The 20,988-nt window shown below is 59.8% G+C and carries 18 protein-coding genes; 6 read left to right on the top strand and 12 right to left on the bottom strand.

Annotated elements, in window-relative coordinates:
• The 6 genes from Q0K10_RS10635 to Q0K10_RS10610 all read right to left on the bottom strand — a co-directional run.
• On the bottom strand, window positions 1–1,100 hold a 1,100-nt coding region (locus Q0K10_RS10635), incomplete at its 3' end, for a M56 family metallopeptidase (RefSeq protein WP_294506777.1).
• Window positions 1,101–1,107: 7 nt separating this feature from the next.
• Window positions 1,108–1,521, bottom strand: coding sequence for a BlaI/MecI/CopY family transcriptional regulator (locus Q0K10_RS10630; RefSeq protein WP_294506774.1), 414 nt, complete (start codon window positions 1,519–1,521; stop codon window positions 1,108–1,110).
• Between the two features lie 47 nt (window positions 1,522–1,568).
• The gene (locus Q0K10_RS10625; RefSeq protein ID WP_294506772.1) at window positions 1,569–2,420 is read right to left on the bottom strand and encodes an ABC transporter permease subunit; all 852 of its coding nucleotides are present in this window, start codon (window positions 2,418–2,420) and stop codon (window positions 1,569–1,571) included.
• Entirely contained in the window at window positions 2,408–3,346 is a 939-nt protein-coding gene (locus Q0K10_RS10620; RefSeq protein WP_294506770.1) for an ABC transporter ATP-binding protein, read from the bottom strand. Before Q0K10_RS10620 ends, Q0K10_RS10625 begins: the two co-directional genes overlap by 13 nt.
• A complete protein-coding gene (locus Q0K10_RS10615) occupies window positions 3,343–4,032 on the bottom strand; it encodes a type II secretion system protein (protein ID WP_294506768.1) in 690 nt (229 codons plus the stop codon). The genes Q0K10_RS10620 and Q0K10_RS10615 overlap by 4 nt, the downstream gene beginning before the upstream one ends.
• 14 nt (window positions 4,033–4,046) lie before the next feature.
• Window positions 4,047–4,652, bottom strand: a complete 606-nt coding sequence (locus tag Q0K10_RS10610; RefSeq protein WP_294506766.1) for a hypothetical protein — start codon at window positions 4,650–4,652, stop codon at window positions 4,047–4,049.
• Between the two features lie 302 nt (window positions 4,653–4,954).
• Here Q0K10_RS10610 and Q0K10_RS10605 point away from each other — a divergent pair, with 302 nt between their 5' ends.
• From Q0K10_RS10605 to Q0K10_RS10595, 3 genes are read left to right on the top strand one after another with little or no spacing between them, the layout of a single operon-like run.
• A complete protein-coding gene (locus Q0K10_RS10605) occupies window positions 4,955–6,040 on the top strand; it encodes a GntR family transcriptional regulator (RefSeq protein WP_294506763.1) in 1,086 nt (361 codons plus the stop codon).
• 19 nt (window positions 6,041–6,059) lie between these two features.
• Window positions 6,060–10,667 carry a beta-galactosidase trimerization domain-containing protein gene (locus Q0K10_RS10600; protein ID WP_294506761.1) on the top strand — a complete coding sequence of 1,536 codons (4,608 nt, stop codon included), beginning with the start codon at window positions 6,060–6,062 and terminating at the stop codon, window positions 10,665–10,667.
• Between the two features lie 19 nt (window positions 10,668–10,686).
• Window positions 10,687–11,337, top strand: a complete 651-nt coding sequence (locus Q0K10_RS10595) for a DUF1559 domain-containing protein (RefSeq protein ID WP_294506759.1) — start codon at window positions 10,687–10,689, stop codon at window positions 11,335–11,337.
• Window positions 11,338–11,343: 6 nt separating this feature from the next.
• Here the strand turns inward: Q0K10_RS10595 and Q0K10_RS10590 are convergent, their stop codons facing one another.
• From Q0K10_RS10590 to Q0K10_RS10575, 4 genes are read right to left on the bottom strand one after another with little or no spacing between them, the layout of a single operon-like run.
• Window positions 11,344–11,796 (bottom strand): protease inhibitor I42 family protein, encoded by a 453-nt coding sequence (locus Q0K10_RS10590; protein ID WP_294506757.1) that lies wholly within the window; start codon window positions 11,794–11,796, stop codon window positions 11,344–11,346.
• 26 nt (window positions 11,797–11,822) lie between these two features.
• A complete protein-coding gene (locus tag Q0K10_RS10585; protein WP_294506755.1) occupies window positions 11,823–13,454 on the bottom strand; it encodes a hybrid sensor histidine kinase/response regulator in 1,632 nt (543 codons plus the stop codon).
• Window positions 13,455–13,478: 24 nt separating this feature from the next.
• Entirely contained in the window at window positions 13,479–14,492 is a 1,014-nt protein-coding gene (locus Q0K10_RS10580) for a serine/threonine-protein kinase (protein ID WP_294506753.1), read from the bottom strand.
• Window positions 14,479–15,300, bottom strand: a complete 822-nt coding sequence (locus Q0K10_RS10575; protein WP_294506751.1) for an MBL fold metallo-hydrolase — start codon at window positions 15,298–15,300, stop codon at window positions 14,479–14,481. Before Q0K10_RS10575 ends, Q0K10_RS10580 begins: the two co-directional genes overlap by 14 nt.
• Window positions 15,301–15,485: 185 nt before the next feature.
• Between Q0K10_RS10575 and rpoN the strand changes: the two genes are divergently transcribed.
• On the top strand, window positions 15,486–16,898 hold the full coding sequence (gene rpoN, locus Q0K10_RS10570) for an RNA polymerase factor sigma-54 (RefSeq protein ID WP_294506748.1): 1,413 nt from the start codon (window positions 15,486–15,488) through the stop codon (window positions 16,896–16,898).
• Window positions 16,899–16,909: 11 nt separating this feature from the next.
• Here rpoN and Q0K10_RS10565 read toward each other — a convergent pair whose 3' ends face one another.
• Window positions 16,910–17,428: a GNAT family N-acetyltransferase gene (locus tag Q0K10_RS10565; protein ID WP_294506746.1), complete on the bottom strand. Its 519-nt coding sequence runs from the start codon at window positions 17,426–17,428 to the stop codon at window positions 16,910–16,912.
• 91 nt (window positions 17,429–17,519) lie between these two features.
• The gene (locus Q0K10_RS10560; protein ID WP_294506744.1) at window positions 17,520–18,392 is read right to left on the bottom strand and encodes a uracil-DNA glycosylase; all 873 of its coding nucleotides are present in this window, start codon (window positions 18,390–18,392) and stop codon (window positions 17,520–17,522) included.
• Window positions 18,393–18,558: 166 nt separating this feature from the next.
• Between Q0K10_RS10560 and Q0K10_RS10555 the strand changes: the two genes are divergently transcribed.
• Together Q0K10_RS10555 and Q0K10_RS10550 are read left to right on the top strand one after the other, a co-directional pair.
• Window positions 18,559–19,791: a mechanosensitive ion channel family protein gene (locus Q0K10_RS10555; protein ID WP_294506742.1), complete on the top strand. Its 1,233-nt coding sequence runs from the start codon at window positions 18,559–18,561 to the stop codon at window positions 19,789–19,791.
• The gene (locus Q0K10_RS10550; RefSeq protein ID WP_294506740.1) at window positions 19,788–20,984 is read left to right on the top strand and encodes an argininosuccinate synthase; all 1,197 of its coding nucleotides are present in this window, start codon (window positions 19,788–19,790) and stop codon (window positions 20,982–20,984) included. Before Q0K10_RS10555 ends, Q0K10_RS10550 begins: the two co-directional genes overlap by 4 nt.
• Window positions 20,985–20,988: the final 4 nt, after the last annotated feature.

The following is a 20,988-nucleotide window of genomic DNA, read 5'->3' as shown; positions in this document are numbered from 1 at the left end:
ATCAGGAGATACGGCAGCTGCTGCTTCGGAGCGGACTGCTTCACGGCGGCGGAGCGCGGCACAGCGGCAGTCTGCCGGACGTCGACCGCAATCAGCAACAGCGGGGAAACGATCAACCCTCCCAGCAGAAACGCCGCTTTGCGATTCGAAAACCAGCCGCTGTTCCGGGGCGCGGCGGTGGCGGTCATACTGCGAATGCGTCGCGAAAGTTCACGCGGCGACTCCACAAGCCCGATCGCCACGGACGCCCGCTCCGGCGTCGGAGAGGCGAATTTCAGCAGCAGCCCGCCGTATTCCCGCACCGAATCCGGATGACGCATAAGCAGGGCGCGGTCACAAGCAACTTCGCAGTTGCTGCGAACCTTCCGCCGCGCAATGAGCAGAAACGGATTGTACCAGCAGAGCGCCCAGATCACAAGAGCGAACAGATTGAGCCGGTCATCTCCGGAACGGCAATGCTGATATTCATGTTCCAGCAGAAGCTCCAACTCCCGGTCGGACAACTCACTGAGCCGATCGACCGGCAGCAGCAGCTTCCGGCGGAGGCAGCCGAACAGTGTGGGTCCAAGCCCGATCACGGAAGAGTCAAGCAGAATCACCGGCCGCCGCAGCACCCCGGCTCCGGCCAGAAGACGCGTCCAGCTTTCCAGCACCCGGCGGTCCGTCACCGGAGGAAGCCGTCGCACCCGTCTGCGGCAGCGCAGATAGCGCATCAGCAACAGCAGCAGCGCCGGGAGCGGCAGCCCCGCCAGCGCCGCCGCCTCGAATTTGCGACGGTGAAAAACCAGAAAACGCCATACCGCCCGGGGAGTGGAATTTTTCCGAAGTTCCGTCTCCACTCCACCGGAACGCGTCCCTGCCGCCGCGCCGCCGGAACGCAGCACCACCGGAAAAGCCGCGCCGGAAAGATCGAGCTTCACCGGAAGAATCGATAAATTCATCTGCGGAATCACCAGCAGCACCAGACAGAGCAGCCAGAGCCCCCGGCGCCACTCCGGCCCGAGCCTGCCGCGCAGAAGGCGTTCCGCTCCGAGCAGCAGCAGCACGGAGAACGCACCGCGCAGAAAGGTCGCACACCAGCAGAGCTCAAGCGTATTCACCTTCGTTTCACTCCGTCGGTTGGGTCTCTCCGTCCGTCGTGGTCTGCTGTTCGGCCGCCTTTTCGTCGAGCAACCGCCGAAGCTCCTCGAGTTCGCCGGGACGGAACGCCTCGTTCCGCACGAGGCAGGTCAAGAAATTTCCGGCCAGTCCATCGAAAAGCCGGTCGATCACGTTCCGCCCGACCGCGTACTGATATTCATCCCGCGCGATCGCGGCGGAGTAGAGAAACGATTTTCCCTGCGACTGGCGGCGGACCGCCTTTTTGCGCAGCAGCCGCAGCAGCAATGTCTTGATCGTCGGCTCTCCCCACTGCGTCCGGGTCCGCAGCCGGTCGACCAGCTGCCGCGAAGTCAACGGCGACTCGACCCACAACTCCTTGAGCAGTTCGAGTTCCGCATCGGATATATTCAGCTTTTTCATGATGTCATTACTTTAACCTTTTTCCGGAATTTTTCAAGTTCGGCTTGTTATTTCAAATCCTTCCAGTTGAACATCAGCACCGCCGCCAGCAGAAATCCCGCCATGTAGAGCAGCAGCGTCGCACAATTCAACAGCAGCTTGAACAACGGCAGCGGCGAAAGCCAGAGCAGAAACGCGTTGTTCATCACTTCCGACAGCAGCCAGGGCCGGATCGCATCGCTGAACGGCAGCGCAGCGATCACATAGGAGACGAAATACAGTGAGATCACCGTCACCGTCGCCGCGCTCATCCGGTTGAACACCGTCGAAAAGAAAAGCGTGATCGCCGCGAGCGCCGTCAGCGAAAATGAAAAATAAACCATCGAGGCGAAATACCGCAGCAGCGCCCCGCCGCACCCCATCACCACCACATCCGTCCCGAACATCCGGTCGGTCAACATCACCAGCTGCGTCGGCGACACCCCGAGGATCGCCACCCCGATCAGCAGATTGACCGCCGCAAACCAGATGCAGAACAGCAGCGTTACAATGTAGACCGCAAAAAATTTCGACAGCAGAATCGCACTGCGCGACCGCGCGCGCGAAACATACAGCTTCAGACTCCCGTCCTGCATCTCCCCGGCCACCGTGTCCCCGGCCAGCGTCGCCACCAGAATCGGCATGAGCACGATGAACGTCGGAACCAGCGCCACCCGCGCAAAAAAGAGACCGTCAAGGTAGTCGTTCAGATTCTCCAGATGAAAATTCATCGTCCGGTCGAACCGCTGAAAGAATTTCCCCTGCGCCGACCGGAACGCCAGATAACAGAGCGCCAGAAAACACAAATGGCAAGCGATCATGACAAAATTCTTCTTCTGCACCCGCAGTTTGGCAAGTTCATACCCGATCATTCTGAACATGACCTGCCCTCCCCTTCCGTCTGGCGCAGAAAAAACGACTCAAGTCCCCGACGCTCCCGCGCCAGATGCGTGACCTCGAATCCCGCTTCGACCAGCAGACGATTCACCGCCCCGGGAGCAGCCTCCCCGAGAGCAAGCCGCAGCCGTCCGGAGTCCGCCGTCTCCACCGGCCCGAGCGGCAGAGCTCCCGACTCCGCGCATTTGCGAAGCAGCTCCGCCGCTTCTGCGGGGCGATCGACTTCTAGAATCAGTTCCGGCCGGTCATCGCCGAGCAGTTCGCCGATCTCCCCCCACGCCTTGAGTTTGCCGTCATCGATCAGAATCAGATGGTCGCAGATCTGCTCGACTTCCGACAGAAGGTGGCTGCTGACCATCACGCTCACTCCGAACTTCCGATTATACTCCCGGATGATCTGCCGGATCTCGACGATTCCGGCCGGATCGAGCCCGTTGGTCGGCTCGTCCAGAATGATGAATTCCGACTCCGGCAACAATGCGAGCGTGATCCCGAGCCGCTGCCGCATCCCGGTCGAAAAGGTTCCGACCCTGCGCTCCAGAGCGGAATCCAGCTCCATGAACCGCAGAATCTCCGCGCGCTTCGCACGGTAACGCGCTCCGTGCCCGCCGGAAAAAATATCGAGATTCTGTCGCGCCGTCAGATCCGGAATGAACGCAGGCCACTCGATGATCGCCCCGATCCGGCGCATCGCCTGCGTATGCTCCCGGTGCGCGTCAAACCCGTCCACCAGCACGAATCCCTCCGTCGGCCACACCAGCCCGGTGATGATCTTGATGAGCGTGCTCTTCCCAGCTCCATTCGGACCGATGAGACCAGTCACTCCTCCGTCCCCGATCTCCAGAGAAACGTCATCCAGCGCCAGCCGCCGCCCGTAACGCTTGGTGAGGCAAAAGCATTCCACACTCATTCCACCTTCTCCTTCATCGCATCCAGACTGATCCGCGTCGTAAGATAGAGGTAGTTGCGCGACGAAGTCTCCCCCTCCGGCCCGTGAAACGACCCGCCGTCGTACAGAAGCGGAATCCGGTAACCGAGCAGACGCAGCTCACGGTCGTCGGCCCGTCTGCCGTTGATTCCCCATTCGCGTCCCCAGACGTAACTGCTCCCCTCCTTCTCAAACAGCTCCTCGCCGTCTCCCGGACAGCGGAACACCGTCTCGTTTCCCCCAAGATAGGGTTTGAGCGTCTCGACGATTCCCGGCAGAAACTCCTCCCCCTCCCCCGCACTCTTCGGCATGATCCGGCACGCGGGAATGATATAACGATTGTCCCCCAGGTACGACTCCAGTCCGAGTCCGATCTGCTTCAGATTGCTGATGCAGTTCGCCCGCTTCGCACGGCTGCGCGCTCCGTTCAACGCGGGCATCAGCAGTCCCGCCAGAATCGCGATGATCGCAATCACCACCAGCAATTCCACGAGCGTAAAGCTCTTTCCGACCGCGGCCGTGCCGCGAAAAGCCGAGACCGTTTCCGCCGTGCCCCGTCCCTCCTGCGTCCGGCTGGGTGCCGATGCCGGATACCATGCGTCCCCGGACAGACAGCGGCGGTCCGCCGCTTGCCGGATGTTGCGTCTTCTGACGAAAAGAGATTTCATTTTCACGCCTCCCTTCACAATTCCAGCGTTCGAATCCAGATTTCCGTGATCGGCGCGAATTTGCGCCGCTCCTCCGGCGTGAGTTCACTGTGGATGATGCGCGCCGCCTCGGCATTCAACGCCTGTCCCTCCTCCGAAGCCCGAATCGTGTCGAGCATTTCGCGCCCTTTGCCGCTCATCGCCTCGCGGTGCCACTTTTCGGCCTGGGTCCGGATGGCGGCATACATCTTGTCACGCTCGTCGTCCGGCATCGCCCGGATCTGCCGGAGCGTCTCGCCCATCGCGCCGGTCAGCGCCCGGATACGGATCATCTTCTGCTGTTCTTCCGGATATTTGCGCAACTGGCGGCGCAGATGATCCAGCACCTCCCGATGGGAACCGCGATTGCTCTGCGGAGCAAATGCCCGCGCAAGCGTGTCAATCAACTCCCGCTCGCTCCACTCCTCCTTCGACAGAATCTCCTCCGACGTCAGCGGCTCCGGCGTCACATGCAGCAGCAGCCAGATCAACACCGCCATCACCGAAACTCCGATCAAAGCCGGAAAAAACAGCATCCGCCATCGGGAGCTCCTGCGTTTTCCTCCCCGGCTCCCCTTCTCCGCAACCGTCTGTTTTCGCATGACCGCCTCCCTTTTCTCTCTGCGTTGACGATTCCAATATTAAAATTACATTTGTAATCAGAAAATACAAGCTCCATTATCAAAAAAAGCGGATATTTTTTGTCGAATACAACACAACATTATCAAAATAAACAAGATATGCAAATTACAATTGTAATTTTAAAAGTACAGCAACCCCTTTCCTGCATCAAAATTGGTATGCAATTAGTTCAAAAATGTTCGTAATTTATTCACATTTCTTTCAATCTGGTCTTGACATTGCCGGATAAATTTGTCATAATATAACAAAAGGAGAAACGAATATGCTCAAAGCAATGCCGGCCGTCCAGAACAAGAACGACCACCTGTTCCGGGAATTGCAGGAGGCGATCCGCGGCGGACGCTTTCCGGCGGGGACCCGGATTCCGACCGAGCGGGAACTTGCGGCGGATTACGCCTGCTCCCGGGCGACGGTCCGCAGCAGTCTGCGGAAACTCGAGGAGCTGAATTTCATCGAGCGGGTGCGCGGGTCCGGCACATATGTCCGGGAGAGCGGTGGAAAAAATCGGGAGCTCTGCTACCGGGTCGCCATTTTTCTGGAGGGGAAAGGTGCATTCGGTGACGACGACCCTTACTTCGGACGGTTGCTCGTCGGTCTGTTTCAGGATGGGAAGATGGAGTTTCTGCCGGAAATCCACCAGGTCCGCACCCACCTTGAGTTTCCCTGGCGGGAGCTCGAACTGGAGAAATACGCGGGCTTCGTCATCGGATTCCCGATGTCGGCTGCGGAGTGTGCGGATCTGGAACAGACCGGATTGCCGTTTGTCGCCCTGGAAAAACCCGAATGCGACTCCTCCGTCTCCTACGTCGCCGTCGACAACCGCGCGGGAGCCGCAATCGCGATGGAGCATCTGCTCGAATCCGGACGGCGCAACCCGCTTTTCCTCTGCGGTCAAACCTCTCTGCACATGAACCGCAACAAAATTCTCGGATTCAATGAAATGCTCGAACGGGCCGGCATCGAGACCGATCCGGACCGCATCATTGAAATTGTGCCTTACGACGAAAAAATTTCCAGGAGGATCATCCGGGAGGAGCTTCCGAAACGGTCCGGATTCGATTCGCTCCTCGTCGACGGCGACTGGGCCACATGGGAAACCGTAAACTACCTGCGGGAGCGAAAACTGCGCATTCCGGAAGATGTCGCAGTCATCATGTACGACGAATTCAACTGGGTCTCGCGGGCTCTGGCGCTGCCGGTCACGTCGGTCCGACAGCCGCATGCCGAACAGCTTCGCGCCGCATTGCAGATTCTGATGCGAAAAGTCCACAACCCGCAGCAGCCGCAGGTGATTCAGACGATCCAGCCGACGCTGCTGGTCCGCCGTTCAAGTATCATTTACGGATAATTCGGAAAAAGGAGCATCTATGAGAATCCCAATTTGTCTGGCGACTGCCGCCCTCCTGCTGCTGCCGCGCCTTCTGCCCGGAGTCGAAGAACGTGTCGACCTCACCCAGACCAGTCGTTGGAACATCTGGCCGCAGGGCAAGTTGCGACTTCAGGCCATGCCGGACGGCTCTCTGCGGTTCGATCAGCTCAACAACACCGGATTCTTCGCGCTGCCGATCAGGAAAAACGATGCCGTCCTGAGCGAATTCCGCTTCCGCATCCGGGCGTTGCCGGAAAACCGGATCAAACAGCTTGAGGTCATGGTCGCCGAAAACGGCGGCGAACTTTTCTTCCGCCTGATCGAACTTACACCGGAATGGAAGCTCCATTCGTTTCCGCTCTCCTCCCTCAAACTCTACACCTATGGGAATGCGAAAATCGAAGATGGAAAACTCAACCCCGCCGCCGCTGCGCTGATCCGGTTCAACGGCTGGCCCGCCGGGCGCAATTACGAAATCACAGACCTCGAACTGGTTTATACCGAAAAAGCGGCCGACGGCTCGATTCGCGAAACAGTCGACCTTGCTCATGCCAAGTGGCACTGCTGGCCCGCATCCGACGTCACCGTCAAACCACTCGGCGAAAACGGCACCGTCCTTGTCGACCTCATGAAGCCTGGCCATGCGTCCCTGCCGATTCCGAACAACATCGGGGAACTCGCCCGGATCACGTTCACGGCCCGGCTCGCGAAAGGGACATCTCCGGGTCAGCAGGAGGTCATGCTGATCGAAGCCGACGACGAAATTCATTTCACGTACATAACGCTCACCGAAGAACCGAAAAAGTTCGACCTGCCCGTCTCCGTCTTCAAACACTATCCGTACGGCAATGCGAAGAAGATTGATGGAAAGCTGGACCCCTCCGCCGTCACTCAGCTGCGATTCAACGGGTTCGGAGCCAACCGGCAACTCGAACTCTCCGACCTGGAACTCCATTTCAGTCCGGTCGAAAAGCCGGCGACTCCCGTCACAGACAACTTCACGATCAAACCGACGCCGTATCCGGCTGTCGGCGTGAACTACGATTCGAGCTACCCGGACGTGCAGGATGTCGGCATCGCAGGCAATGCGTTCACCCGCGACGGGCATCGCACCTTTCTGCTCGGCGGCTGGCAGCTCGACGTGGAAGGTCCCCCGTGGATGATGCGGATGTTTTCCGCCGACGTCATGATCTACAACGCGGATGAAATCTACACGCTCTACGCTCCCAGGCGCCTTCCGAACGGGAAATTGGAAATCAGCTGGAGCGAAAATCCCTGGTACGAGGCGATCATCCGCCGCTTTCTCGGCAACGGCATCCGCTTCTGGCATGAACACAAGGCGCACCCGCAATGGAGCCAGATCCGCAATCTGCCGGAGTTCAGGGAGGTCTACAAGGCGGGACACTTCGTCCCATACGACCCCTTCCATCCGCAGGGGGAAGCGATGTACATCGAAATGTTCAAAAGCTGGATGCGCTACACCCGGAGGTATCCGATCTTCTGCTATGAACTCTTCAATGAAATGATCTACAACAATCCGCACCGGATCAGTCGCGAGGCGTTCCGCGAAGCGATGCGGAAGAAGTTCGGATCGATCGAAAAAGCCAACCGGGCGTGGAACACCTCGTTTTCCTCGTTCGATCAGGTCAACCCGCCCGGTTACACGACCGACGACGGCCAAAACGAGTCGCTCCCGCGTGAAACCCTCGCCGCCCGCGAGGGTCGTTCTTATCCGAACCTGCTGATCGACTGGGAAAAATTCCAGGAGGAACGCAGTTATGAGGCGGTGAAGAGTCTCATGCCGAAGATGCGTTCTCTCGATCCCCGGTCGAAGGTTTACTCCACGCTTCAGAGCCACTTGAATCTCTGGCTCGACTACACCGGCATCGGCATCAAACCGGAAACGCTGACCGACTTTTCCGACTTCTACTCCCACGAGGCGGGATTCAACTATCCGGAAACCGGAGGATTCCGCAGCTTCGACTCCCTCTCCGACCTGCTCAAACGCATGTTCTTCAGCGACGCGGTACGCGGCTTCTCCCCGGACAAACCGATTTTCAATGCGGAGGCGCCGCTCGGCGTAAGCGTCCGCGGCGCGCACAAGAACGATCTCATCGAAAGCGATCTGGCCGGACTGCACCGGAAATGGAAATTCTTCGACGCGACCAGCTCCCTTCCCGCCGATTGGGAAAAGAAGAACTTCGACGACTCCGCCTGGGGAAAGGTCACGGTTCCGGCCATGTGGGGCGACGACGGTTACCGCCTCTGTCAGGTCGGGCTCTACCGCACCGGATTCAAAGCCGCAAAACCGACGGTAGGCAAGCTCTACTTGAACGGCCAGGGATTCGCCGACAAGGCCGACCTCTATCTGAACGGAAAAAAAATCGGTTCCGTAGATGGATTCGACGCGAATTTCACCTTCGACATCATCGAATCGATCGAACCGGAAAACGTACTTGCGGTCAAGATCGAAAACCGGTATTTTCTCGACGGCACCTACTACGGAGGAATCCGCGGATTCGTCTCGGTCAACACCGCCCCGCTCGTTCCGGACTTCAAGCGCGAAGTCGAAGAGCGTCACGTGCGAAGTTTTCTCTGGACGCAGGCGATCCGCGGCACCTCGGGAGTCATGCTCTGTTACGAGAGCAACTTTCTGCGGCCGTCGAGCCGCAGCATCCCCGGCGCGAAGGCCGAAATCGAGAACTTCGCCGACATCGTGTTCGACCCCGCCGCCCGGCAGTCCGCCGCCGTCGCGATGGTCTACCCGATCGAAACGCTGCGCGGCATCACGCACAAGGATTACCTTGAAACGATCATGAGTCCCGCGACCACCGACCTGATGCCCTGGTACGCCGGGGCTCTCTTCACCCGGAGCGGCATGGTCGATGTGCTGCGCGATCAGGATCTGCGCAACGGCAGCCTCCCTTACCGCGCCATCATCGTTGCGGGACATCTCCGTTCGACTCCCGCCGCGGTCGATGCTCTGAAGAAGTACGTGGAACAGGGCGGCACGCTGATCGCCGAATACGGCTCCCTCTCCGTCAACGATGAAACGCATGAAACGCTCGACGCCTCGGCCCTGACCGGCGTCGCGTTCCTCGGCTGCGATACCGCCCCCGCGGAATACGATCTGCCGGAACTCGGCCGCGACAAAATCCACGCCCGCCGGATTGACGGCTCCACTCGCGCGCGGCTCGAACTGCGCGGAGCGGAAGTGCTCCTGCGCTACAAGGACAACTCTCCGCTCCTGACCGAAAACCGTCTGGGCAAAGGGCGCGTTTTCGTGCTGAACGGAACCTTCCGGGGAGAATTCACCCGAACTCTCACGGAACAGCTTCTGCGCCGGAACGGCGTCGCGCCGCTGATCGATCTCGCCCCGCTTGCAGGACATCCGCTGCCGGAAAACGTCGAAACCGCCCTTTTCCGGGACAAAGAAGGACGGCACATTTTATTCCTGCAGAACCTCGATCCCGACGGAGCGGCATCGGCAAAACTCGCGCACCTTCCCGCCGGCGGCTACCGCGTGCGCAACGCGTCGACCGGACGAACGATTCCCTCCGTCTCCGGCAAAGAGATCTGGAGCGCACAGGATCTCGCCTCCCCGTGGCCCGTCCGACTGCGGCAATTCGACCCGGTCGTGCTGCTGATCGAACCGGAAGAGATCCGACCGCTTACGCTCTCCGGAATTTCCCCGGTCCGTCTCGCGATGCTGAATGAAATCTGGCGTCTCGTCCCGGAGAAACCCGGTCAGCCGACCATCGGCGTGACACCGGTCAGCGGCGGCGTCACCGACGGACTCTTCGGCAGCGCCCCGACCGCGTACCGGCTGCTCTGCGACAACTCCTTCAACGTGAAGCTCCTTCGAAACGGCGATTCCCTCGAAGGAGTCGACATGCTGCTTCTGCAGAATCGCTCCTTCCGGCTGAATGAACCTCAGAAAATTCTCGACTTCGTCCGCGCAGGCGGGTCGCTGCTGATCTGCGGCAACGCTCCGCTGAATTACCACGTCATCGGCCGAAACCCAAAACTGCTGGAAGGACTGGGGCTTGCCGAGGGAGGCATCGGCTCCGGCGTGCTCTACAACCGCGACGACGCACCTCCTCCGTCCGACCTTCTCCGCGTGATCTGCCGCGATTTTACGGAAGATCCGATGACGGAACATGTCGAGAGCTTTGTGAGCTCCGCCGCGACCTGCCTGACCCGGATGCCGGAGGGGGCGAAAGTGCTGCTCCGCGCCCCGGAGAACTCCACGCTCGCCGGGAAACCGCTTCTCGTCTCATTCCCGTACGGCAGGGGGAAGGTCGTCTGGATCGGCGACGGCTGGTTTCTCCGCCCGCTCAATCTCGAACTCGGAGACAACGCCCAGCTGCTCGTGAACATCGCAAACAGCCTCACGGGCCGCTCCCCGCGGAAGCTGACGGACCAGGAACTGTCCGCCTCGCTCTTCATCACGGCGGACCGGCTCAAACAGGCCGAGGAAGAGGAAAAAGCCGGACACACCACCATGGAGCGTCCCGTCCCCGCGCGACTCTATGTCAGCAGCGATCAGGGAACTCTCGTCGGGATAGCCGGAGGAGACCCGATTGTGGATCTCATGAACCTTTAAATTCGGAAAGGAACCGGATATGAAACGCAATTTCACCCTCATCGAGCTCCTCGTCGTAATCGCGATCATCGCGATTCTCGCCTCCATGCTCCTGCCCGCCCTGAATCAGGCCAGAGAGCGGGCCCGGGCATCCAGCTGCATGAGCAACGTCAAGCAGATCATGCACGCCAACACCATGTATCTTGCCGACAACAACGGCGTCTTTTACAGCAGGGGGAACGACACCTGGGAGGACTGGATGAATCTCGGACTCTACTATTTCCAGGTACTTTCGCCCTACTGCGGAGTTTCCGGCAACTGGAAGGAGTGGGACGGCACGAATGACATCATCCGGCGCGAAGCGAATGTCTTTTACTGTCCATCCTCCCCGAACCGGCTGGCAAACTACAGTTATGCCTACAACACCTGGGGACTTGTTGAAAATCTGGAAAAAGAGACGCGAGCCAAATATCCCACTACGACTCTCGTCGTTGCGGATGGCCGGAAAAGTCAGGGTGCGGTATTCAACTACAACTGCTTCGGAACTTCGATCAGCAATTTCGCGTACCGCGCCTGGTCAACCAACGAAGGCCGGCACAACGGGTCCAATAATGTCGGATTCCTCGACGGGCACGTCGAAGTCATCAGAATCACCACAGACGGCGTTCCGTTCAAATACCAGGGATTTTAATGCAGCTCAGCGCGTCACCCGGAATTCGTAGCGCACAGAAATTTCGGGTTTCGCCCCCTTCTCCCACGGCCGGATGCAGTTGCCCACGAGGTAGATCGTGCCCGGCCGGACGGCTTTGACCATCACTTCCCGCGTCTGCGGAGCGCCGACCAGGCCGCTCCCGGCGGGGAGCAGCCGTTCCCCGGCCAGCTCGATCGGCAGCCCGGTTTTCGGCTGCGGCCCCCGCTTTCCGGTATCGGTTCGGAAAAACCAGGAGTAACCGGTCGTCGGATTCTCCTTGAGGGAAATCTTCGCATACTGCCCGACCTTGATCGGGAATGTTTTCCCGGCCTCCTGGATCGTCAACGTCAGTGCAGGCTCCGGAAAGGTAAGCTCCTCATCCGTTCCCCGGGAAGCACATCCTCCCGCCGCCAGCGATACCAGAACAGCCGCCGTTGCCATTGTGAAAAACCGTCTCATCCGCACTCCTCCGCGATTGTTTACCATCAGCTCCGCCCCTTTCCGCCGCCGACCGATTCGCGGATCAGCCGGCCGAGCAACGCGAAATTCACCGGAACGTTCAGCGGGAATACCCGGCCGAGCGCCGCCAGCTCCCGCCGGAACTCCTCCGGGAACGAACTGGCGATCACCACCACCGGCAGGTCGCGCCTTCCGGCTGCACGACGCAGCTCCCCGATCAACACCGGCAATTCATATCCCCGCAGCGTCGGCGAAAGCACCATGACATCATACCGTGTTCTGCGAACCTCCTCAAACAGTCGGTTTGCATCGGAGAAACTGTGTACTTCGATGTTCTGCGCTCCGAGCAGCCGACCGAGCAGCAGCGGCGCATCGGAGACCTCGGTTCCATGCAGGACCCGGATTCGCTCCCCTTCTCCAGGCGGATTCGGATTGGTCGTCTCCGTTTCCCGCTGCGGATAATCCCGCACGGGAGTCCGCATCAGCGGCACCTCGCCGTTGCGCGACACACAGTTGTCGGAGAGTTCGAACCGCAGCACCGCATTCGCCCGTTCGTTCGAAAACACCTTCAGAACACCGCCGAGTTTCGCAGCCAGCTCCCGGGCGAAAACCAGCCCGAGAATCGATATGCTCAGAGGCTCCGCCGCGATTCCTTCCGTCTCATGGCTCTCCTCGTACGCCCGGAACAGCTCCGTGAGCGGCTCACGCAGCGGCGCATGCTTCGAATCACACACCTCAAACACCACCCGATGATCCTCCCGGAAGCAGGAGAGAACCAGCGTCTCGCCCGCCGCCGCGGCCCGGCCGACAGCCAGAATCAGGATCACCAGCAGCTGATGCAGCAGCTCGCGATCCTGCACCATCCGCTCCGGTGCGCTCGCGGAAAAGTGATTTACGAGCATGACTTCCCGCTCCTGCAGCGAAATCTGATTGAATGCGACCAGTTCCCGCATCAATTCGGCAGTGTTGAATTCGACCGCCTCAAAATGATTCCAGCGGTCGCGGTCGAGCTTTGAGATATCGAGCAGCCGCTCGATCTGCCGGGAGATCGTCCCGACCCGGTGTCCGGTCTCCTCGAGCAGCCGGATCATCTCCTCCCGGTCCGGCTCCTTTGACCCGAGCTCCAGCAGCAGAATCCGGCAGAACCCCTTGATCGACCCCAGCGGGATGCGCATCTCCGGCAGCAGCCGCGCAATGATCCGCAGCTGAAGCATGGAGTGCGACTCCGCGTCGCGCCGCGTCTCGGCCTCGCGCGAGAGCCGGAGCTTGAGCTTGCTGTTCAGGTTCATCTGCCGGTCGCGCAGCAGATTCAGCGCCGTACAGAGCAGCCGCACTTCGTCGTTGCTGTTGCCGTACTCCGCGAGGCGGGGTGGAAACTCTCCCGCGGCGAGCCGGTCGGCGAATTCGATCGCATCCCGCAGCGGCAGCACGACCCGCCGCACGATCCGGATCAAAACAAGAACGGTCAGCAGAAATCCGAGCAGCAGCCCGCCCAGCCCGAACAAAACCAGCCATTCGGTCACCTCGTGCTCGCTTCCGGGGGTATCGTGGGAATGGATCAGTTCCGGAAAACCGAGCAGAAGAATCGGAATCGCACAAATTCCGCACAGCAGACCGAGCAGAAGAATTGCGCCGGTGATTTTTCCGGTGATCCTCATGCAGAACTCCCCTTTCTCTCTTTTCTACTGCTGTTTCGAACCAAGCCGTTTCAGGAAACGGCTGAAAAACGCCCGGGTCTCCGTTCCGGGACCGGAGTTCTCCCCCTTCTCGGCGGATTCCCGCAGAACCCGGATGATTTCCGGATATTCCGGACGGTCCGAGGGCGAATACGAAAGCATCCGGTCCACCAGATCCGACAGCTCCCGCGGACACCCGATCGAAAGTTTCACCAGAGCCGGATACTCCTTCCGATTCCTCCGTTCAAGCAGCTCCTCCGGCTCGCCGACAATCCCGAACGGCGGAGAGCCCGCCAGCAGTTCATAGATCGTCACCCCGAAACTGAAAATGTCTCCACGGTAATCCTCCGCACCGAAGAAAAGCCGTTCCGGACTCACATAAGCCGGGCTGGCGAAACCTCCGCGAACCGAGGCAAAACCCTTCTCCACCGACACGTCGGCCAGATCGAAGTCTCCGAGTTTGGCCTCGCCCTCCTTCGTGAGCAGGATGTTCCCCGGTTTCACGTCGTGGTGCGCCACGCCTCGCCCCTGCGCGTATGCGAGCCCCTCGGCGATCACCGTAAGCTGCCCGAGCAGAATCGACCGCGACGGCAACGTTCCCTCCTTCAAGTGGCGTTCGAGACTGCCGTCGTCCATGAAGCGCATCGCCATGAACGCCTGCCCCTCCCAGACTCCGCAGTTGTAGACCGGAATGATCCCGGGATGGCTCAACCGGGAGACGATCTTCGCCTCCTCGAGAAAATGCGCGACTTCGCTGTTCACATCTTCGTTGGCCGGGTCGAGGATCTTCACCGCCACCCGGCGGGCGAGCTGCGGATCGATCGCCCGATAGACACAGGACATCCCTCCGCGGCCGCAGAGTTTTTCCAGCAGATACCGCTCGAACCGCATCGGCACGCGCAGAATCGTGCCGCACTCCGGGCACGCCACGCGGGAAAACGGCTCAAGCCCGCTCATGTCGAGCTTCGCCTTGCACCCGCGGCAGAATACCTTGATCGGTTCCGGATCAGTTTGCGGCATACGCGAACACCTCCTGTGCAGAAGAGTCGTCCCGAAGTTCCACCGGCCCGACCGGACGCTCCTGGGAAAGCACCTCGAACCGGAGATCACTCCGGTTGATCTCCGCGAGCCGCCGTTCGAAAAGCGCCCGCACCAGCCCGGGATCATTGCACTCCTGCGAGAGGTGCGCGAGCATCAGCACCGAAGTCCGTTCGGTCAGCAGTTCGCCGATCGCCTCGGCGGCAACCACGTTGTCGAGGTGGCCGTGCCGCCCGAGAATGCGACGTTTCAAATAGAGCTGACGATCGGAGTCGCGCAGCATTTTCGCATCGTAATTGCTTTCAAGAACCAGTGCGCTGCATCCGCGCAGACGCTGTCTGGCCAGAGCATTCACATCCCCCAGGTCGGTCGCGATGCCGATCGAACAGCTTCCGCGCCGGATCACGAAACCGACCGGGCAGACCGCATCGTGCTGAACCGCGAACGGCGAGATCTCAAAACCGGCGATCTGAAAATCATGTCCGGGCTCGAACTCCAGAACGCGCTCCGGCAATTTTCCCCGGCGGCGCAGATACTCCGCCGTCGACGCCGCCGTGCAAAGCGGAATCCCGAGGTCGTCGCAGAAGACGCGGCATCCCTTCGAGTGGTCGTCGTGCTCATGCGTCAGCAGCGCGGCCCGCAGCCGTCCGGGATCGAGCCCGAGTGAACTCATGCGGTTCCTGAGTTCGCGGCGGGAAAACCCCATGTCCACGATCAGCGCTCCCGCCTCGCAGGCTAGAACCAGTGCATTGCCCCGGCTGCCGCTGCCGAGTACGCTCAATTTGACCATACGATAGACCCTGTCCGTTCCAGAAAACCGTCTTTCTCCGGCGAAGATTGTGCTTTTTCTTGAAAAAAACCCGAATCCGGGTGGAAAAATACCGTTTTCAAATTTAAATTCTATCCGGGTAAAATGCAAACGCATTCGACCCGAAACAACAAGTTTTTCGAAAGATTATTTCTTAATATATCACCATGTCCGGAAATCAGCAAACACTAACGACCACTCTCAGACAGGAACAGCAGCTTTCGGCGCGGCAGCTTCAGAGTCTCGAACTTCTGAATCTCCCGCTCCTGGAACTTGAGGAAAGACTGACCCAGGCGCTGGAGAGCAACCCCATGCTCGAAGCCGAACATGACGATCCGCTGCCGGCCGCCGAACCGGAACCGGCCGCCGCAAGCGAAGATGAATCCCTCCTCCCCGCCGAAGCCGCCGAAGCCGAGGAGTGGAACGATGAACTGCCGCTGCCTCCCGAACGCTCCGCTTCCGCCGAGGACGAAGAACGCAGAGAGTATCTGATGAACTCCATCTCCGACCTTCCGACGCTGCAGCAGCAGCTCGAATTCGAACTCTCGATGACCGCGCTGCCGGAGGAGGTCCGCCGCGCCGCCTCGGAGATCATCGGCGGGATCGACGACTCCGGATATTTGCGCAGCACCGTCGCAGACATCGCCATGGCCACAGGCGAGCCGGTTGAAACCGTGGAAAAAGCGCTGAAGGTTGTGCAGAGTTTCGATCCGCCCGGCGTCGGCTGCCGCGATCTTGCGGAGTGCCTGCGTCTCCAGCTCGAACGCAAGCACGCGCTCACCCCCGTTTTGAAGGAGATCCTCGAACACCACCTCGACGAGGTGGCCCGCAACCGCCTGCCGCAGTTGGCCAGAACGCTCAAAATCAGCCTCGACGAACTCAATGCCGCACTCGCGGAATTGCGCAAACTCTCCCCCTTCCCCGGCTCGGCGCTCGCTCCGGAACACTCGGAATTCATCGCGCCCGAAGTGGAAATCGTCCGCAGCAACGGATCGTTCGAAGCGCGCGCATGCCGGACCGGAACTCCGCGGCTCTTTCTCGCGGAACGGTATGTAAAACTGCTGGAAGCGCCCGACCTCTCGCCGGAAGACCGCGCCTATCTGCGGGAGAAGCTCCAGCAGGCACGCGAACTTGTGCGTGCTCTCGAACTGCGCCAGAGCACGGTCGTCCGGATCGCGGGAGTCATCGCAAGGACTCAGCGCGACTTCCTTGAACAGGGAGTCGAGGCGCTGCACCCGCTCACAATGCGCCAGGTCGGCGAGGAGCTGGGACTGCACGAAACCACGATCAGCCGCGCCGTTGCAAACAAATTCGTGCGCACTCCGCAGGGATTTTTCCCGCTGAAATTCTTCTTCAGCGCAGGCTTCACCGCAGAAAACGGCGCGGAACTCTCGAACCGGGCGGTCATGGAGAAGATCCGGGAACTCATCCAGAAAGAGCAACCCGACAAGCCGCTCTCTGACGAACAGCTTGCCGGGCAGTTGAAAACCCTCGGAATTCCGGTCGCGCGCCGGACCGTAGCCAAATACCGCGAGGCGATCGGCATTCCCTCCTCAAGTCTGCGGAGGAAACACCGCTGAGGCTGCGCGGCTCAGAGCTTGATCTCCATGACGTAATCGTCCATCACAAAACCGTTTCCAATGTCGGTGACGCTCTCTCTGGCCTTCACGAAACCGTTGCGCTCATAGGCGCGGATCGCTGTCGCGTTGTGCCTGTTCACATTCAGATGCAGCACCCGGTACTCACGGCTGCGCGCCTCCTCGATCACATGCCGGAGCGCAAGCGTACCGATGCCACGGTCATGGTACGCCTTGTCCAGATAAAGTTTGTGCAGTTTCGCACAGAAATGCGGATGTTCCGGGCACGGCCCGTAACTCGTGAATCCGATCGGCTTGTCGCCGTCATAGATCAGGTCGAACCGGGTTCCAGCCGCATACTCTTCCTCCAGCACGGGCAGATCGTACATCATTTTGAGCATGTAACGAATCTGCCCCTCGCTCAGAATCGCCCGATACGCATCCGGCCAGATCCGCTCGGCGAGTTCCGCCACGGTTGAAAGCTGATCTTTTCCGGCGGAACGGATGGTGATATTCGCGACATCGTAAGGCATGACACACTCTCCTCTCAGATTGAATTTCTGAAAAAAGAATATAGCACATCCGGGCAGAAATTACAAGAGCCCCCCCGCACCGTCCGCGCGGCTACCCCTGCCGCCGGTAAACCTTGCCGAACACCTTCATAACCTGCTGAAGATCAGCCCACGCCTCACGTTTGGCCGACTCCTGCCGCAGCAGAAAGGCCGGATGGAAGGTCGGCATGACCGGGATTCCGTCATAACCGAGCCATTTCCCGCGCAGCCGCGTGATTCCTTCGCGTTTGCCGAGCAGAAAATTCACGGCGGTCGCACCGAGCAGCACGATCACCTCGGGCCGGATGAGGGCGATCTGTTTCTTGAGATATCCGATGCAGGCGGCCGCTTCATCAGGAGAGGGAACGCGGTTCCCGGGGGGACGACATTTCACGACGTTGGCGATGTAGACCTCCTCGCGCTTAAACTGCATGGCGGCGATCATCTTGTCGAGCAGCTGCCCCGCCCGGCCGACGAAGGGACGCCCCTGCATGTCCTCGTCGTAACCCGGCCCTTCGCCGATAAACATGAGTTTCGCATGCGGATCCCCCTCGCCGAAGACGACGTTGTGCCGCGTGGCAGCCAGCGGGCAGCGACTGCAAGCGAGCACGGCCGGGTGCAGTTCGTCGAGCGAATGGATGCTCTCCATCGCAACGGGTGCAGGAGCGATCCGGGCATTCTGCGGCTGCTCCCGTCCCGGAAAAGGCGCCGGGGCAGGAATCGGACGGGGTATGGAACGCGGCGTCGCCGAAACCGGCGCCGGGCGCGGTGACGGTAACGGTGTCTGTGTCGGTGTCGGACGCGGTGCGGCGGCCGCATTCTCCGGCGTGGAATGAGCTCCGCCCATGAATTCCCGGAGCACCTCCGGATCGATGCTCTGCCCCGGATGCGCCTCCGCATCCTTCCGGATGCACGCGACCAGACTTTCGAAAAACTCCTGCGCCATACTCTCCCGTCCCGGCTCCGCCGTTAAATATCGTGAATTTTTACCGGCGGAATGGCAATTTACCGCCAGTGGTGTTATCTTATATGAAAATGGAGCCGGAATCCGGCTTTGTGGATAATATAGAGCGATTTTCTCAATTTAAAAGCAGAGATTCGGGAAAGTTTTCATGTTCAGTTTATTTTCGCTGCCTTTCGCAACTGCCGATGTTCCCGCGGAACCGGAAGTGCCACCGGTGACGCCGGACATCACGAAGGTCGACAGCATTGAGGACGGATTCGGCTTCTTCCGTCTGCTCTGGGAAGATGCGGTGGAATGGTTTCAGGAGGAACGCGGCAATCTTCTCATGATGGCGGTCGGCATTGCCGTCACACTTGTTCTTGCATTCGCGATACGATGGCTTTTCCTCTCGCTGCTGCCAAAACTCATGCGGAAACTGCCGTCGGAACTGCCGCGCGAAATCGTCGAACGCATCGGAGCGCCGCTTACTTTGCTGCTGCTGCTCATCGGGCTGTCGGCCTGCAACAACATGGTGCATTTTCCCGGTTCGACCGATCTGTGGCTGGCCAAGATTTTCTACGCGGGATTCATCCTCGCATTTCTCTGGGGAATTTTCCGAATCATCGCGGTGGTGAATTTTTACTTTCAGCAGAGACGGGTCAACGAGGATTGCCGGCTCAACCAGCTGCTCGCGGATCTGGTCCGGCGGACCATCAAAACCGCGGTGTGGGTCATGGCGGTCATCTTCATCGCGCAGAACCTGTTCAATTTGAATGTCGCGGCGCTCGTCACCGGCGCCGGGGTAGTCGGTCTGGCGCTCGCGTTCGCCGCCCAGAATACAGTGGGGAATCTGTTCGGCGCAATGTCGATCGTATCCGACAAGACGTTCAAAATCGGCGACCGGGTAACGATCGGCGAAGCCTCCGGAACGGTGGAGGAGGTCGGGCTGCGCAGTACCAGGCTGCGTTCGCTGGACGGTACGATCTGGAACATTCCGAACCGGATTGTCGCGGACAACACCATCGAAAACATCACGGAACGGCCGTATCTCAAACACTCGTTCAAACTCGGGCTGGTCTACAACACCACCCCGGAGCAGATGCGACTTGCCCTGACGATCCTGAGTGATATTCTCGACCATCATCCGGGATTTGATGCGGAGCAGCTCCCGCCGCTCTATTTTTTCACGGATTTCCAGGCTTTCTCGCTGGACATCAGCGTCATACTGTGGTTCCAGACGCTCGATTACGTACAGATGCAGAAGTGGAAGCAGGAGATCAATCTCGAGATTCTGGAACGATTCAACGCTGCCGGGCTGGAATTCGCCTTCCCGACCAGCACGAATTATCTCATCGCACAAAACACAACCGCTGAAACAAACAAGGAGCAAGTGGTAAAATGAAAGTAATCGTCGCCTATTCCGGCGGGCTTGACACCTCCGTGATCGTCAAGTGGGTCAAAGAGAAGTACAACGCCGAAGTGATCGGTTTCTGCGCCGACGTGGGCCAGGAGGAGGAACTCAACGGCGTCGAAGAGAAGGCGATCCGCACCGGCGCTTCGAAGTGCTACGTGGAGGATCTGACCGAAGAGTTCGCCCGTGATTTCATCTTCCCGATGATGCAGGCCAACGCGATTTACGAAGGCAACTATCTGCTCGGCACGTCGATTGCGCGTCCGCTCATCGGCAAACGCCTCATCGAGATCGCCCGCGCCGAGAAGGCCGACGCGATCTGCCACGGTGCGACCGGCAAGGGCAACGACCAGGTCCGCTTCGAGCTGACCGCCTACGCGTTCGAGCCGAACATCAAGATCATCGCCCCGTGGCGCGAGTGGGATTTCGCTGGCCGCATGGATCTTGTCGAGTACGCGAAGAAGAACGGCATCCCGGTCACCACGACCGCGGCCAAGCCGTACAGCATGGACCGCAATTTGCTGCACATCAGCTTCGAAGGCGGCATCCTCGAAGATCCGTGGAACGAGTTCCCCGACGAGATCGCGGTCATGACCAAACCGCTGTCGCAGGCCTCCAACACGCCGGAAGATGTCATCATCTACTTTGAAAAGGGCGTGCCGAAGAAGATCAACGGCGAGGAGCTCTCGCCCGCGAACATCATGCGCAAGCTCAACGCGCTCGGCAAGGAGCATGCGGTCGGCCGGGTCGACATCGTCGAAAACCGCTTCGTCGGCATGAAGTCGCGCGGCGTCTACGAGACCCCCGGCGGCACGATCCTGAACATCGCCCACCGCGGACTCGAGGAGATCACGATGGACCGCGAGGTCATGCATTTGCGCGACAGCCTGATTCCGCGCTACGCGGACATGGTTTACAACGGCTTCTGGTACGCGCCGGAGCGCGAGATGCTTCAGGCCGCGATCACCGAGAGCCAGAAGTTCGTCACCGGCGAAGTCCGCGTGAAGCTCTTCAAGGGCGCCTGCCATGTGACGGGCCGCCGTTCCGAATACAGCCTCTACGACGATCATGTCGCGAGCTTCGAGGACAACCGCGCCTACAACCACAAGGATGCCGAGGGCTTCATCCGGCTGAATGCGCTGCGTCTGCGCGTGCTGGCCAACAGCAAGCAGAAGCGTTACTGATTCC

Origin of the sequence: uncultured Victivallis sp. (assembly GCF_944391105.1) — a bacterium.
GTDB lineage: Bacteria > Verrucomicrobiota > Lentisphaeria > Victivallales > Victivallaceae > Victivallis.
This window is presented reverse-complemented; position numbering and strand designations above follow the sequence as displayed.